Genomic DNA, 13,803 nt, shown 5'->3' with positions numbered 1-13,803 from the left:
GACTGTTGATTAACGAATTTCGCGCCTGAAAGGGGGCAGGGATGCGAGGATGTCTTTCCCGTAGGCTTTTGTCTTCAGGCGTTTATCCAGGATAGTCACCGCGCCGGTATCGCTCTCTGTGCGGATAAGCCGACCAACGGACTGGGTCAGTTTGAGGCAGGCCTCCGGTATCGAGATTTCCCGGAAAGCATCACGCCCGTTTTTCTCCAGCCACTCCGTCAGGGTCTGGCCCACCGGGTCGGTCGGAACGCTAAAAGGCAGCTTGGCAATGATGACGTTGTTGCAGTACACGCCAGGCAGATCCACCCCTTCACTGAAAGAAGCCATACCAAAGATAATGCTCGGCTCACCACGGTCGATTCTGAGCTTATGGCGCAGCAGTATTTCCCGTTTTGGAAGTGCCCCCTGTATCAGCAGAAGCGGTGAAATGTGTTGAGGCATCGCCTTGCTGACTTCTTCCATCTGCCTGCGGGAGGCGAACAGCACGAGGCAACCCTGAAGCCGAAGCACCAGTTTGGGAAGGAGTTCGATGATCTCCGCCGTATGTTCTTCATGATTGGTCGGAACCGAGCGCATACGGGGGATGAACAACACGCCGTTGTTCTGGTAATCAAACGGGCTGCGGGCCAGCAGGGTAGGTGTATCGACTGGAAGACCGGCCTGCTCCAGGAATGCGTCAAACTTGCTAAGGGAGCGGATTGTTGCCGAGGTCACAATGGTGGCATAAGCCTTCGACCAGAGCTCGGATTTCAGGTGTTCGCCCGCATAGACCGGACTGCAATTAATCACCACTTCGGTGCTGCGTTTAGTACGACGGACGTTAATCCACCGGGCCATAGGCATACCAGAGACGGTTTTATTCCCGCAGTATGAGGCCAGAGCCTGATGCATACCCGCCAGGCGATTTGCCAGCTCGCCGACAGCCATCTTTTGAAGGGCCAGTTCTTCCTCGCTGATATCCCGCCCGGCCTCATCTACAATCGCCGTCATTTTCACAACGATATTCTGCATCTCGTTTACTGTCTTTAACCCAGGCTTAAACAGGGCCGCAATATCTTCAGGAACGAAACCTTCCGGGAAGCGATAGATGTCCGATTCCGTGCCATTTGGCATTTCGTGATCGTTTCGCCAGTTCAGGGAGCGTAAAAGTGTCCCCCGCAGCTCACCGAGCTCATCACCGGCATGGCCCGCAAGCTCCACCAGCTGCTGCACGTGCTTTTCCATAGTCCCGCCGTAGGACTCTGGCATGGTCATTACCATGTCGAAGATTTCGCTCATGAAATGCCTGCTGGCATCGAGAGAGGCGGAGGTCGCAAAGTGGTTAATTGCTTTCTGCGGAACGTGGTGACCTTCGTCGAACACATAAATGGACTCTTCCTGCGGGGGAAGGATAATACCGCCTCCCAGTGACAGGTCAGACAATACGATGTCATGGTTGGCGATAACCACATCCACCGACTCCAGCAGGGCGCGGGCGAGGAAGAACGGACAACGGTGATAATGTGGGCAACGCTTTTTAGGGCACTGACTGCCAATAGCATTGACCCGACCCCATACCGCCTCATTGATCTCATCAGGATAGGAATCACGCTCTCCTGTCCAGTGACCACCAGCAAAGGCCTTGCTGATATCCTCCACATCATCGCGGATGTAGCCATAGGCATTCATCTCGCTTTCCATATGAACGTCACAGCGCATCTGGCAGAAGTAACGGCTACGGCCCTTCGCCATCGCATAGGAGAAGCTCAGGCCCGCTCTCGCCTGTATTTCTGGCAGATCCTTGGAGATGATTTGTTCCTGAAGCGCAACGGTTGCCGTGGAGATGATCAGCGTCTTATGCTTTTCCATCGCCAGGGGGATCAGCGGCAGACAATACCCGAGTGTTTTCCCTGTCCCCGTACCGGCCTCAATAACCCCGACGCGATACTGCTCCTCAGCGGGGGTAGCGTTAACGACTGCGCTGCAAAACGCCATCATGTCTACCTGCCCGGCACGAGGGGACAGACCCTTTGCGTCCAGGAAGAAGTGATAGGCTCGCTCAGTCATTTCAGCGGCAGTCATCCGGGGTTTATTGTCTGGCATATCCGTACCTTGTCCTCTGCTGCTCAGGAGGCACAGCCCGGCAGCGGCTATCGAAGTCAGGTACATCCTCATGCTGGTGGATGTACCGGGTTCATCAGTCTTCCAGTGAATGGCCTTTAAAGCGTCTCACATAGCGTTTAATTTCAGTTTCGGCCTGTTCCAGTACAGCTCGGTTGCAGTGCTCAAGAACACAGTAAGGCCCATGTGCTGGCCCGCCATCGCTGGTTTCGCAGGCATCAAGCTTGAGCCGAACGGAGGCATCGAAGATAAATTGGGTGATTTTCGCAATGGAGATCTGGTCTTTGTCTTCCTGCTCTTTGGTGTCGATGACATCGCCGTTATACACGTCGAAATCGAGCCGCAGGCGGTAAACTGTGTCGATTGCCATAATCGGATCCCTTCAGAGGATGTCGTAGATGACTGGGACGCGGCCACGTTCTACCTGTTGATTCAGGGTGCGGAAACCACCGTGATCAACGATGTAGAATTCACCCGCCACGGCGGAGCGATGGAAGTCGGCGAGCTCTTCAGTGCCAAAGACGAAAACCGGGGTTCCAGAGGGGACGGTCATGCAGGCAGTTTTTCCGCCATAGCCGCGAACCGTAAAGGTGATTACCCCATCCGCGCTGGTGGGCAGGAAATCGGCGAAAATCGAATGAAAGGCTTTATTCGCCTTATCGCTGAATACGTCGGTCAGTGTCTGCATGATGCGCCCCGTGATCTCGTTTTATGTTGTACTGATACCAGTACAACACGGGCCCGGCAGGTGACGAAGGCGATACGTCGGGTATTATCAGAATGAATATGTCGGTCTGAAATGGTTTATCAGTGAGCCATCAGCTCCGGCCCCGGGACGCGAATCAACGGTCGTTATGCTGTAGCACCTCCACGAACTGTCCGCAGCTGTCGCAGCAGTACTCATTGGCGAACCTGCCATCGTCTTTCCAGTTGTTTGCCCCGCAGCGGCAGAGCAGTACACGTACCTGAGAAGGGCGGATGCGAGCTTGACCGAATTTGGTTGTCCACTGAGGCTCGCCATCAAAGCGAAAAGAGTCAATGCGAAACCTGCTTTCGCGTTCGTAGGTGTTGAGGTATTTGAAGTACAGCTCTTCAGAGAGAATGGCATCGGTCATCGTGTATTCCCTGTCTGGCCCCGTGGAGGGTGATTTGCGGCAGAGTGTTGCGTTGCGAAAACTGCCAGGTTGTCGGAGCCATTACACCACGGGTCATACAGGTCACGAAGGGGGTTACTTACCAGCCAGCGCTTTCTCTTCCCTGGTAGCCAGGCGCATTTGCCCGAAACCTTCACGGATCAGCAACGGCTTTTCTTTCTTCCAGCCCTTAACGACGGACTCACCGAAACGACGCGGGGCGTTACCATTCCAGGTGGCTATGACGTGGTTATCATGGACTTCGACAATCACGACCGGGTGGACGACAACTGTTTTAAGTGTGGTGTTGCCCATATTTACCCGGCTAACCGACCAGACACTCATCCCGACTTCCAGCTGGCTTATTTTCATCTTCATTTCCTTCTAAACGAACGTAGTGCGCCACGGCGTAATGTCGTGACGCACATTACCATGCCCGGGGCTTATCAGAACATAAGCCAGGTGGCGTTACCGGCAGTATTTCTGGACTGGTAGGCTTTTGCCTGCGCGTGAAGCAGCTTCCACAGCTGACGAAGTGTAGCAGCATGATTTTCACCACCAGCATTAACCCGCAGTTCGCCGATCTCGCGGGTAACAGTGAAACAATTCCGGCTCTCATCCCAGCCTGAATGTTCACGCGCTTCCACCACCAGATCATTAGACGTATCAGGGCCGGTCTTTGCTGCATTCAGCACGAACTCCGTTTTAACAGTAATACGGCTGGCGTTATCCGGCGCATCCAGAAAGACGGTGAACCCCTCAGTTCGGCGGTCAGTTATACGACGGCTCCCCCAGGAGGTGATCCCCCTCTGGACACGCATCATTGAAAGAGCGTGGGACTCGGTTGCCTGCACTGTGCGATACAGGTCGGTCAGGGAAGAAAGGCTGAAGCTTTCAGGGGCAGTCTGGATAGCGTCGGTCATGGTAGATCCTCGGTTATATGGTGTGTTTTCTGGCTTCAGTAGCTGTCGTTTGCCACGTAATAGGACGTGCCTGGATAGAAGTAGCGGTAATCCGGCTGCATGTCATTGGTGATGACGGATGCTTCTTCCCAGACCCCGCTGGTGGACATAAACTCATCTGTCGTTTCATTCTCCAGCCGCATATAGCGTTCAGGAGCGCATTCCGCCCAGGCGCGTTTCACCGTATCCCAGTTAGCGTACTGGCTGATTTCAATATTCAGGGGCGCATTCTTCTCAGGCTGGTTACGGCGGGAACTCAGCACGAAATTCAGCTTCAGGACGATACGACTGTCGTTGTCAGGAGTATCCATCCAGATCTGGTATTCAGCCGTAGGCCGGGATGACTGGTTTTTGCGGCCCCACGAGGTGACACCGGTTTTAACCTGGACTATCGAGACTTTATGCGCATCAGTCTTGCCAACGCTGGTCATCAATTCAGACAGACTTTTAAACATGGTGCATCCCCAGTGATTATTGGTATGTTCGTTTTGTTTACTTATTAAATCACTGGTTACCCGGGTGACGAAGTCAGAGCCGGGTAAAAAAAGGACAAAATTTGCGGATTAGTGGCTGGTGGTGGTATTGGCCTGCGGGACAGGGCCATCGAACAATTTGTCAAAAAATTCCACGCCACGCTGGTACACATCGCGCAGCTCCATATCTTCACGCTCGGTCAGGCCCATCTTATTGAGCACGGCAAGGCCGGTACGAAGGCGAGGAATCAATACGGTTTCCAGATAGATCCTGCGGCCCGCAATAATTTCCGGGGATGCTTCATTGATGTAAAAATCAACGGTTTTCGTGATGCTGAAGTGCTTTACTTCGCTCATCGTCTGGTACTCCTCAGAATGATGTCATGATACTCGGTTTGATTCAGGGGAGGGGAGCAACCCGGGCAAACAAGCCCGGGCGCAGGCAGCAGTTATTCGAGACCCAGTGCAACGTGATCGCCATCATCAGAAAGGCGAATGAATAGCATCTGCGTACCGCCGCTCAAGCCGAACTGGAGATCCCAGCCTGGGACAGAAGATGTCTCGCATTCACGCACATCGATGACCTGGTCACGGTAGAGCAAGAAGCGTGTATCAGACTTGTCATCTTCAGCGACGTGGGCCATCTGATCAGCAAATTTGTCTTCGAGGTCGAACCAGCTTTCCAGCCAGACCTTATCAGAGACCAGGCTGATACCGCAGGCGGATTCCGCCGTGCCGGTCACAGCCTCAGCGACTGGTTCTACAGAAGTCATATTAAATACCGCATCAACTACCAGTGCCTGCTCTGAGGTCGCCGGGTAGATACCTTGCAGATAAACGCTATTGCCGTTCACTTCGAAGCCGTCTTCAAGACTGATGTCGTCATGATCAACGTCATAAACATCCGCGAGGTTGCGAAGACAGATCAGGTTGGCTTCATCTTCGTTCTCCGCTTCAATGCGCATCAGTGGCAGTTCGCCACCACTGGAGTCGGATTCATAGTAGTGAACGTAGAATACATTTTTCTCTTTGCTGGTGGTCATGGCGTTGCCCCGTGTTGTTCGTTTTGTTTACTTATAGTCTCACGGGGTATTCAGGTGACGAAGGAAATCGGGCATAAAAAAGCGGGGATTTAACCCCGCCAGTTTTGATATTTATAATTATGCCAACATGTAGTTCCAGCGCAGTTATTACTTAGGCCTTGGGCCTTTTCGTGTATTACTTTTTTCTGGCTCTTCCACCGACTCTTCTGCTGGTTTTTCCACCGACTCTTGTGTTGGCGTTGTAGTGGCTGCGGCTGCTGCTGCGGCAGTAGCGGTTGAATCGTCATAATCAGTGGTAGCAGTAACATCACCCGATTCAGTCATATGGAGAGTGACAGTGACAGGTTTGCCATCAACAGCAAAATTGAGACTAACTGAACCTTTCATCTTCAGTAAGAGTGCGGCCCGGGTATATCCATCGGAAAGTTTTAAACCAACAGAAGCTAAAGCATCAGCAATTTTGTTATGAATATCGTTGCTCATTTTCATTCCTTAATGTGTGTGTATTAGCGGAATATCAAATCATAAGACTTCAACTGAAAAAGGGTCAGAAGTGAAAAGTTATTTTCTATACGTATGATGGCACAGGAAGGTGGGGTGACGAAGAAGAATAAGCAAAAAAAAAGCGGGGTATTATCCCCGCAAAACTACACACAGCAATTCAATAAAACAACTTCCAGGGGGGCGATGCACACATCACAACTTCGGTCTGTCAGACGGGAACCGGCCTTGGGCGCTTGTATCCCATTTGACGAAAATTTGGTTTTAAAACCGGTAAATCGTTACTCTTTCTTCCTGCTACCCCGGTCTATCACCGGGGTAGCGGAGTCCGCCATTCTCGGCAGCGCCAGCTGATCAGATTACATAGACTCAGATTTAAAGTTACGCGTTCGCATATAACCTCCTTAGTGTGGGCCGGTTCACTGGATTGTGAATTGTCAGTAACGCTAAATTTGTAGACTTCAGGTCTACAGCCTGGCTTATATAGGCAGGCGCGGCAGTTTTTTAAGAGTTTGAACGTAACGAGAGCATTTACATAAATCCTCCTTTCTGTAGCTGACCAGATTTAACGTCTTTGTCTATTCAGTGAACCATACCCTATTCATGTGACGAAGGTTTCTGAGTGTAAAAATACGTAATAAGCAACGCTATTATCGCTAATTCTAAAAATAGGGCGAATTAAAATACCGGCAAAACGCGGACGTTTATACCGGTATTATTTCTGAGCTGCTGGTGCAATATCGCGAGGTAAGCTGTAGTCAGCGCGGCAGGTACTTAACGGCTAGGCTTGCTGGTGGTTAAGGCCTCATCCTGCGCCAGCAACGTGATCACATCCCCGGCAATCTCCGGGCGGATACCAGGCGATTTATGCGCGGCATGGGCCGCGACAGCCAGCGGTCTCCAGTTGAGTGATGCTGCAATACGTCTGATCTCTTCAATAACCCGGAATGTATCGCTCTCCAGCGCCAGACCCGCACGGGCGGTATCGAAAGATACGCGCTGCGCCGAAGTGAGCGGCGAGTGCTTCTTCAGTTCTGCGGTGATGATACGCTGCGCTTCAGCACCGATTGACGCGCCACCTTCGACGACCCCGGTTAAACCGACGAGCTTACCTCCATCACTGCGGCTATTATCGTCTTTAACCCTGGGTGGCGGGGCCAGGGCGGTCAGATCCACGTCCTGCTGTAAGAGCTCCAGCAGGTCAGCCAGCATATCGGGTTTAATCACACCTTTTAAACCCGCTGCGCGTTTCGCTAGGCTGACAGGAGAACGGCCCAGGCGGGCGGACATCGCAATAAGGCAATTAGCCAGAACAAAGAGGTCATCAACCCCAATCAGTGGCGCACACTCTTGCCTGAACGTCTGATCATCCCGGAATGCAGGAGCTGGTGGGGCCGGTTTAGGCGTTTTGGCCTTTGCCTGCGGCTTGTCATAACCACGTAGGGCTTTTTCTGCACTGTCTGAAACCTTACGGATGCTTTGCGTCAGATCATCACCACCTGCCAGGCCTGCGGTCAACTGAAGCATATAATCGAGCCTGCCGAGCATGTCAGGGGAAGCAAGCCCGGTCGCTATCTTCTGGCTGATGTCGTTAAGGTTGCTGAGTATACCACCGGCGATTTTAGACGGAGGAGTAACAACCGCCTGGACATTATGGCTGGTATGAATTTCCCGCGACACCAGGGTGAGGACTTTGCGCCAGTCAGGTTGTACACCAGCATCAAGCGTCTCAAGGTGGCTTATTGCATTTCTCAGGCTATCCCATCTGGATAGCTGTAGAGGGTCACCGTTCTGCTTTCCTGATTTCAGCCACTGAACGAGGTAGACGAAGTCAGATGTAGCTGAGGCCACCAGCCCGGCAATAACGCGCTCTCTTGCTTGAGGCGTTGTAGGGTTAGATCTTCGCACCGGCAGACGGTCATTTTTATGTGCCGTTGGTCTTTTCATTTCGAATATCTCAACTTGGTTCCATCAACGATAACTCCGCGCCCGGGAGCCAGACAGCATGAAACAATGTATTTACCATGTTTGATAAAAGCGCAACCGGCAGCGCCGTCAAAAAAATGCTATATGACAGCGCTGGTTAGAGCAGAAAGATTCAGGGAGGTTTTACATCTACTCTCGATCATCTGTGAGGAAGAGATGCAGTTGAGTCACAAAGGCATCGAGATAAGGGGTATTTCTGGCATTGTCTGCAAAGTTCATTTTGGCATTGGTGTCGTCGTATACATGCATCCAGCCGCTGTTTCTGGCAATACGACGTACATCAGTATTTGCCGGGTAGAGTTTCCCAATAGCTTCACGCAGACCTTCAATTTCTGAGATCAACTGCCGGGCATTCGCAGCAGGCTCAGGAGCCGATGGGACGAGAACCCGGAATTCAGCGGTTTCCGGCTGCATCTTAATCACTTCAATGACTTTGTCCCGGGCAACGGAATTCCATTCAGTAGTCATGCCGTTGTACTGGTTTCGGATGCGGAACTGGTAAACCGGCTGCTGTTCGTTAACAAGCAACCAGGCATCGGCAAGTGCAAGATAGAACGAGACAGGCCGGTTTATCATCTGGTGTTCCTGAAGGGCTTTTTTATAGCTATGGACATCTTCAGGAAGGACATCAGTGATACTGGAGGTGAATTTTAGCGGATCCAGTGGACAGACCGGGCCGATAACCCTAAGCACAGCAACAGGATTATTACCATCATCAGTAAACCAGAAGTCATTTTCTGGGCCGATATTGAGCCTTACATCTGCGGTCTGATTCTCTGCGAGAACGGCCTGCACCCGACGACCGTTCTGCCACCAGCGTGGTGTACCTTGCATACATACCTCGTACAGGAAATTAGCCCGAAGCCCACCTGCTGGTGGGCGGTCGGAACACAAGTCTACTGAAGGTACTGCTCTGCCTGAGCAATACGAGAAAGAGTACCGGCATTCGGTTCAATCATCTGGATACGTCGGCTGTCCTCCAGTAAACCGGCAATAAGGTGCTTGTCGGTATATGGGGCATCGTCATCCCCGAGCATACGGCGGATAGCAGATAAATCGCCGGATGGAACCGGGTATACCGACTCAATAAAGAGCTGGTCACCGTGAGGATTCTCCCACTCATATGGGGTTTGGGCGGAAGCAGCAAAACCCGAATCATTCAGACGTGCGAAATCTTCAAGCGCCTGGAGGCGGGCCGCAGATTCATCGGTAGCGTAGATTAGGATCATTCGCGCCGTCTCAGGCGATGAGCAGAACAGCAAAATGAGAAATGGCAGCATGTTATAGACTCCTTCAGTTTGCGACTTGTTGAGCTGGCGGTGTGGCTACGCTAGTGAGTTGCTTAAGGCGAATGTTCAGCTCATGAATTACATCATCGCGTTTGCGCCAGCTGGTGGATGGTAGAGCCAGGAGCGCTTCAGCTTCGGACACGGAGAGACCGGCCAGGTGAGCTTTCGATGAAATCTCTGCGTTATATAATTGCTTCAGCACAATCAATGAGTGCTGGGAGGATGCAGCCATCATCATGAAATGGCGAAGCACCGCACAATAGATTTGAGTAGACATATTAAGCCGCCTCGTTCAATGCGTGAGGTAATGATTAATGGCATGTTCAACATAGCCAACAGATTTACCCACCAGGTGTGCAAGCTGCTGCACATGATGATGGTGAACTTCACGGCACGGGCCAAATGAAGTGGTGTAGCGATACCAGAGGCTGCGGCCTACAGAAAAAAGTTCTTTCTCTGTCTGCGGGCGAACTGGATAACAAACAGGACGTGCAGATGTAGTGCGACGAACGTTATTTCGTACTTGATGAATTGCAGTATTCATAAATCACCCCGCGTATGTTTTTCGTTTTGTTTACTAACTTCAGTTAAACACACGCTGGGTGGCTGACGAATAGAAAATCCATAAATAAATGAGCTAAAGATTTAAGCTCTTTATGAAAGAATTATTCTGGGGTTGGAAACCAGATAATGTCCGAAATAGGCTTATTGCCCGTCAGTAAAGCGAGGCTGGAATGCAGTTCTTTAACGACCTGCTTATTATCCTGCGTTTGCTCAAGTGCGGTTATAGCCTTTAGCAGGGTATTTGCCACAGATGCTTTAGCATATGCCTGCGGTGAGCCGATTAGCACCTGACGCATTAGCTCCGCATTGTTAGAAGCCAAATAGCCTTGCTCCTCGGAAATTCTTTCTGCATCGGGTGCTGAAATAACCAATGCGGCAAGTTCGTGATCGTTTGCATAGTTGATAACATCAGATAGCATTTCGAGAGCTGTGGTATCTGTCATGATAAAGCCGTCAGCTACCCACTGAGGAGCAACATCGAAGCGAACTACCCAGGAATAAGGTTTAACGTTTGACATACAGAGACCTCATTAAAGAGAGATATAAGCGTCGGGATTTTCTTCAACAGAAAGAAACTCAATATCTTCGAGATGCATTCCTGCATTACGAATGCCTACCTCGGATAACCACGACAGTATTGTTTCATGATCCGGTTCACCAGAAAAATCAACAAAGGCTGGAAGAGCCCAGTCGGGTGTATAGCCAGCGCTATACATTACAGTGGCAGTAAAGCGCCCAATGTGGGGAATTTTGAAAAGGATGGATGCCTGCTCAGGGGTATTAATTACCATGCCGTGATGATAGACGACATCCCAGTTTACCCCATGCTCCCCTGTATTTCCTCGATAGAGATGGTGGCGGTCAACGGCCCAAAGGACACCTTCGCTATCCAACCAGCAGAAATAATTATTATCTGGGGATAACGTGATCCCAAGGTTCATTAACTCCGCCACCAGCAAGCAAGGGTTAATATCAGTTACAGTTTTAATAATCGTCAGCCCCATCTCGGTTCCGGTAGTAACTGTCAGTACCTTGGAGGCACTGATCCAGAATTGATAACCTGCTTCTTTAGCCTTCGCGATTAAATTAAACATTGTTGCTTCCCATTGAATGGCAGTTAGGTCAATAACAACATGAGGCTGGTGGGTGACAAACAGGGAATCTGACGATATTTCAAGAAAGAATTTAGCGATGAGAAATGCAGGGGGAACAATATGGTCTGTACTTGCCAGCGCTTCGCTCGGCCAACCCCTCGACAGCCCGAAAACAAGTTTCGGTCTGCCTCACGGTTATCTACTGACAAAGGCGGGGATTATTCGGGGTACTGTATGAACTACACAATTTCAATCGGAACAAAAGAAAGCAGCAACCCCTAAACAAATGATTGAGAGTAACCAGAAAAAGGCGAGTACTACTACAGCGCTTAAAGATAGTGGAACGGTTTTTGATAGCATAACGCCCATACCTACACCAAATGAACATAGTGCGATAGATCCTAATTTCAATTTGCTCTTATACGAAATTAACATTGGCTTCTCCTCAAAATAGGTGTGGTGCTTGCCAGCGCTTCGCTCGGCCAACCCCGAGACAACCCGAAAGCAAGTTTCGGTCTGTCCCGGGGTTCCGGGTAACGGCCAGACTTACCGCAGATCTTCTTTAGCGTTAATCATATGACATATGAATAAGAATTAATCACGATACAACTGGATAAAACTCTCCACACGGGTTCCATCACAATAGCTCGGCCAGGCGTTCATCACAGGTAGTTCTTCTGTTGTGAATCTTCCCAGTGCGAGAGCTACAGAATACCAGACCGGGAAAATCGTATTGGCTGATGTCATATTCCCATTGTTGATTAACTCATAGAGTCCGCGTCCATTAGCCCATGCACTTTCTGGTGTATCACCGGCAAGGTAGTTATCCACCCAGATGGATGGTGACAGAGCCTGACCTTTCGCCAGTCTCGCTAACAACTCGTACCACTTCAGATATTCCGTGGTTCGCAGTGAGAGAATCGGGATTCCGCCACGTCTTAACAGTGCTGCCGCAGAACGTGAGTCTACCGGTGCGGCAATTCTATCCAGGTGGTTACGGGCTTGCTTTATCCGTGCTGATATTCCCGCAGGGCTCACTCGGGAGATGTATTTCTCCACCGTCTCAGTAGCTTCAGCGATATCCGGGGCCAACGAACCATCAACATGGAGGGGACATAAAACAAGGCCGGTATCATCGTGAGTCACCCAGGCAGAATTGTCAGTCGGGTTCCTGACGATAGACAACGACTCACTTTGACCCAAGATCGTTAACCTGAATGACTTAAGCCTTTCGGCTATCCAGCTGCCTCCATCACCAAAAACCTCAATGCGCTCGTGACTCATACCGCATCACCTCTACAAGTGCTTTACATTCAGACCTAATCATAACGGCTTCCCCGTTCGGAACAAAATCAGGGCATAGCCAAACCATACTCAGGAAATTTACAGATATGTCGATCTACAAAACGCGCTCAAAACGCTCAGGCGCGTTTTAATCAATCCGATCGTGAAAATACCAGGGGGATAAGCTCAGAATCGTTCTGAGGCGATTCTGGCGTGGTTTTATCCCAATAACGGATCCTTTTGCGAATACAGATCGGTTTACAAGGGAATTTGGCTGGTATGAGACGGAGATGATCCACTTTGATAATCTGAGCGATAATTTGTTAATGGTTTCGTTTTGTTTACGCGTGTATCGGGAGGGAAGTTATTCCGAACGAGGGTATCGACTTCATATTGTCCGTTTCGATAGCCGATCACAATTTCTAAGCGGTACTCGCCGCGACAAAAACCCCCGGAGGAAAACCATGTTGGTTATTCACTTTTGGTTTTCCCCGGCGATTAAAACCAGGGCAACCTCCGGTTGCCCATAAAAACCCCCGGAGGAAATTCATCTTTCCTCCGACATCGTGCGGTTTGATTATTACCATGCTCAACCTCCCGATGTAAAAATAGAGAAAACCGACGCTATCGCTTCCGCTTTGTTTACCTTCCATATTCGCGCCCGCGAAATAGTCCGCTGCATTCCCACCCGATCATACCCGGGCGAAAACACTCGCGATCATATTGCGATCATCCTGATTCATTTCCGCCGCGATAAGTCCGCTATCGCCTGAAGGCTCACTAACAGATCGCCTGAAGGCTCACTAACAAAAATACCAGGTCATCGCCTGGTATTCATGTATATCCGTTATGTTTACTCCAGAGCGGTTTGTATTTCTAAAGCTGTTTTCTTAGGTGAGTTATTCGAAGTGAAAGTGCCTGCCGAATTGCACGGTTTTTTCGTAACTCATCACGCAACCAAATAAGCTGACCTTCATACAGTTCGATAAGCGCAAGTTCTCGCTGGCTTGCATCCTTAAATTTCGCTGGTGGATATGATTCGCCTTTGTTGAGAGGTAGGTATTTGGGAACGACACGATCAATGCCTCCACCAGCTTTGCGCAAAGGTGTCAATCTGGCCCAGCGGATCCTGATAGTTGTTCCTTGCCTGGTTACGTTAAAGCTGTACCGTGCCTTCTCGTCATCAGCAATAGCTTTGTCCCAGTATTCCTCCCGAAGACTATTGGCCTCGTTAAACAGAAGTTCTGCGGCTGAATCAACCGCATCACGAGCCTTTTCCAGATCATTGATGTACCCGACGAGTTGCATAAAACCACCTCGATGTTTTTTGATTAGGACTTAACCCCAAAAAAGAGAATCTCTATTATTACGCCA

The 13,803-nt window shown here is 50.4% G+C and carries 19 protein-coding genes; all 19 read right to left on the bottom strand.

The features are described from left to right. Nucleotides 1-9 precede the first annotated feature (9 nt). Nucleotides 10-2,082, bottom strand: coding sequence for an ATP-dependent DNA helicase DinG (gene dinG, locus HV318_RS23595; RefSeq protein ID WP_016241562.1), 2,073 nt, complete (start codon nt 2,080-2,082; stop codon nt 10-12). A gap of 94 nt (nt 2,083-2,176) precedes the next feature. Then, the gene (locus HV318_RS23590) at nt 2,177-2,470 is read right to left on the bottom strand and encodes a hypothetical protein (RefSeq protein WP_007372274.1); all 294 of its coding nucleotides are present in this window, start codon (nt 2,468-2,470) and stop codon (nt 2,177-2,179) included. A gap of 12 nt (nt 2,471-2,482) precedes the next feature. Further along, entirely contained in the window at nt 2,483-2,788 is a 306-nt protein-coding gene (locus HV318_RS23585) for a hypothetical protein (RefSeq protein WP_016241563.1), read from the bottom strand. A 154-nt stretch (nt 2,789-2,942) separates the two neighbouring features. Then, nucleotides 2,943-3,215 (bottom strand): hypothetical protein, encoded by a 273-nt coding sequence (locus tag HV318_RS23580; RefSeq protein WP_007372272.1) that lies wholly within the window; start codon nt 3,213-3,215, stop codon nt 2,943-2,945. A gap of 114 nt (nt 3,216-3,329) precedes the next feature. Beyond that, nucleotides 3,330-3,605 (bottom strand): hypothetical protein, encoded by a 276-nt coding sequence (locus HV318_RS23575; RefSeq protein ID WP_007372271.1) that lies wholly within the window; start codon nt 3,603-3,605, stop codon nt 3,330-3,332. Nucleotides 3,606-3,679: 74 nt separating this feature from the next. Further along, nucleotides 3,680-4,156 carry a hypothetical protein gene (locus HV318_RS23570; protein WP_007372270.1) on the bottom strand — a complete coding sequence of 159 codons (477 nt, stop codon included), beginning with the start codon at nt 4,154-4,156 and terminating at the stop codon, nt 3,680-3,682. A gap of 35 nt (nt 4,157-4,191) precedes the next feature. Then, a complete protein-coding gene (locus tag HV318_RS23565) occupies nt 4,192-4,650 on the bottom strand; it encodes a hypothetical protein (protein ID WP_007372269.1) in 459 nt (152 codons plus the stop codon). 108 nt (nt 4,651-4,758) lie between these two features. Then, nucleotides 4,759-5,025 (bottom strand): hypothetical protein, encoded by a 267-nt coding sequence (locus tag HV318_RS23560; RefSeq protein ID WP_007372268.1) that lies wholly within the window; start codon nt 5,023-5,025, stop codon nt 4,759-4,761. Between the two features lie 92 nt (nt 5,026-5,117). Continuing rightward, a complete protein-coding gene (locus tag HV318_RS23555) occupies nt 5,118-5,711 on the bottom strand; it encodes a hypothetical protein (RefSeq protein WP_007372267.1) in 594 nt (197 codons plus the stop codon). Nucleotides 5,712-5,858: 147 nt separating this feature from the next. Beyond that, nucleotides 5,859-6,194: a hypothetical protein gene (locus tag HV318_RS23550; protein WP_007372266.1), complete on the bottom strand. Its 336-nt coding sequence runs from the start codon at nt 6,192-6,194 to the stop codon at nt 5,859-5,861. Nucleotides 6,195-6,986: 792 nt separating this feature from the next. Further along, a complete protein-coding gene (locus HV318_RS23545; RefSeq protein ID WP_048213837.1) occupies nt 6,987-8,159 on the bottom strand; it encodes a hypothetical protein in 1,173 nt (390 codons plus the stop codon). Between the two features lie 168 nt (nt 8,160-8,327). Next, nucleotides 8,328-9,032, bottom strand: coding sequence for a hypothetical protein (locus HV318_RS23540; RefSeq protein WP_007372263.1), 705 nt, complete (start codon nt 9,030-9,032; stop codon nt 8,328-8,330). Nucleotides 9,033-9,094: 62 nt separating this feature from the next. After that, nucleotides 9,095-9,478, bottom strand: a complete 384-nt coding sequence (locus HV318_RS23535; protein WP_007372262.1) for a hypothetical protein — start codon at nt 9,476-9,478, stop codon at nt 9,095-9,097. A 13-nt stretch (nt 9,479-9,491) separates the two neighbouring features. After that, nucleotides 9,492-9,764 (bottom strand): hypothetical protein, encoded by a 273-nt coding sequence (locus tag HV318_RS23530; protein ID WP_016241565.1) that lies wholly within the window; start codon nt 9,762-9,764, stop codon nt 9,492-9,494. Nucleotides 9,765-9,779: 15 nt separating this feature from the next. After that, a complete protein-coding gene (locus HV318_RS23525; protein ID WP_007372261.1) occupies nt 9,780-10,031 on the bottom strand; it encodes a hypothetical protein in 252 nt (83 codons plus the stop codon). A 121-nt stretch (nt 10,032-10,152) separates the two neighbouring features. Next, nucleotides 10,153-10,569, bottom strand: coding sequence for a hypothetical protein (locus HV318_RS23520; protein ID WP_016241566.1), 417 nt, complete (start codon nt 10,567-10,569; stop codon nt 10,153-10,155). 12 nt (nt 10,570-10,581) lie between these two features. After that, entirely contained in the window at nt 10,582-11,145 is a 564-nt protein-coding gene (locus HV318_RS23515; RefSeq protein WP_007372259.1) for a hypothetical protein, read from the bottom strand. Nucleotides 11,146-11,739: 594 nt separating this feature from the next. Then, nucleotides 11,740-12,429, bottom strand: a complete 690-nt coding sequence (locus tag HV318_RS23510) for a hypothetical protein (protein WP_009652897.1) — start codon at nt 12,427-12,429, stop codon at nt 11,740-11,742. A gap of 876 nt (nt 12,430-13,305) precedes the next feature. After that, nucleotides 13,306-13,737, bottom strand: coding sequence for a conjugative transfer protein MobI(A/C) (gene mobI / locus HV318_RS23505; protein ID WP_016241569.1), 432 nt, complete (start codon nt 13,735-13,737; stop codon nt 13,306-13,308). Between the last annotated feature and the right edge of the window lie 66 nt (nt 13,738-13,803).

Origin of the sequence: Enterobacter sp. RHBSTW-00901, from assembly GCF_014103115.1 — a bacterium.
In the GTDB taxonomy this organism is placed as follows: domain Bacteria; phylum Pseudomonadota; class Gammaproteobacteria; order Enterobacterales; family Enterobacteriaceae; genus Enterobacter; species Enterobacter cloacae_P.
This window is presented reverse-complemented; position numbering and strand designations above follow the sequence as displayed.

Coding starts and splice junctions, on each gene's coding strand:
- HV318_RS23580 (WP_007372272.1), bottom strand. CDS start 3,215: ATGACCGATGCCATTCTCTCTGAAGAGCTGTACTTCAAATACCTCAAC.
- HV318_RS23520 (WP_016241566.1), bottom strand. CDS start 10,569: ATGTCAAACGTTAAACCTTATTCCTGGGTAGTTCGCTTCGATGTTGCT.
- HV318_RS23530 (WP_016241565.1), bottom strand. CDS start 9,764: ATGTCTACTCAAATCTATTGTGCGGTGCTTCGCCATTTCATGATGATG.
- HV318_RS23555 (WP_007372267.1), bottom strand. CDS start 5,711: ATGACCACCAGCAAAGAGAAAAATGTATTCTACGTTCACTACTATGAA.
- HV318_RS23565 (WP_007372269.1), bottom strand. CDS start 4,650: ATGTTTAAAAGTCTGTCTGAATTGATGACCAGCGTTGGCAAGACTGAT.
- HV318_RS23545 (WP_048213837.1), bottom strand. CDS start 8,159: ATGAAAAGACCAACGGCACATAAAAATGACCGTCTGCCGGTGCGAAGA.
- mobI (WP_016241569.1), bottom strand. CDS start 13,737: ATGCAACTCGTCGGGTACATCAATGATCTGGAAAAGGCTCGTGATGCG.
- HV318_RS23535 (WP_007372262.1), bottom strand. CDS start 9,478: ATGCTGCCATTTCTCATTTTGCTGTTCTGCTCATCGCCTGAGACGGCG.
- HV318_RS23585 (WP_016241563.1), bottom strand. CDS start 2,788: ATGCAGACACTGACCGACGTATTCAGCGATAAGGCGAATAAAGCCTTT.
- HV318_RS23575 (WP_007372271.1), bottom strand. CDS start 3,605: ATGAAAATAAGCCAGCTGGAAGTCGGGATGAGTGTCTGGTCGGTTAGC.
- HV318_RS23515 (WP_007372259.1), bottom strand. CDS start 11,145: ATGTTTAATTTAATCGCGAAGGCTAAAGAAGCAGGTTATCAATTCTGG.
- HV318_RS23560 (WP_007372268.1), bottom strand. CDS start 5,025: ATGAGCGAAGTAAAGCACTTCAGCATCACGAAAACCGTTGATTTTTAC.
- HV318_RS23550 (WP_007372266.1), bottom strand. CDS start 6,194: ATGAGCAACGATATTCATAACAAAATTGCTGATGCTTTAGCTTCTGTT.
- HV318_RS23570 (WP_007372270.1), bottom strand. CDS start 4,156: ATGACCGACGCTATCCAGACTGCCCCTGAAAGCTTCAGCCTTTCTTCC.
- HV318_RS23590 (WP_007372274.1), bottom strand. CDS start 2,470: ATGGCAATCGACACAGTTTACCGCCTGCGGCTCGATTTCGACGTGTAT.
- HV318_RS23540 (WP_007372263.1), bottom strand. CDS start 9,032: ATGCAAGGTACACCACGCTGGTGGCAGAACGGTCGTCGGGTGCAGGCC.
- HV318_RS23510 (WP_009652897.1), bottom strand. CDS start 12,429: ATGAGTCACGAGCGCATTGAGGTTTTTGGTGATGGAGGCAGCTGGATA.
- dinG (WP_016241562.1), bottom strand. CDS start 2,082: ATGCCAGACAATAAACCCCGGATGACTGCCGCTGAAATGACTGAGCGA.
- HV318_RS23525 (WP_007372261.1), bottom strand. CDS start 10,031: ATGAATACTGCAATTCATCAAGTACGAAATAACGTTCGTCGCACTACA.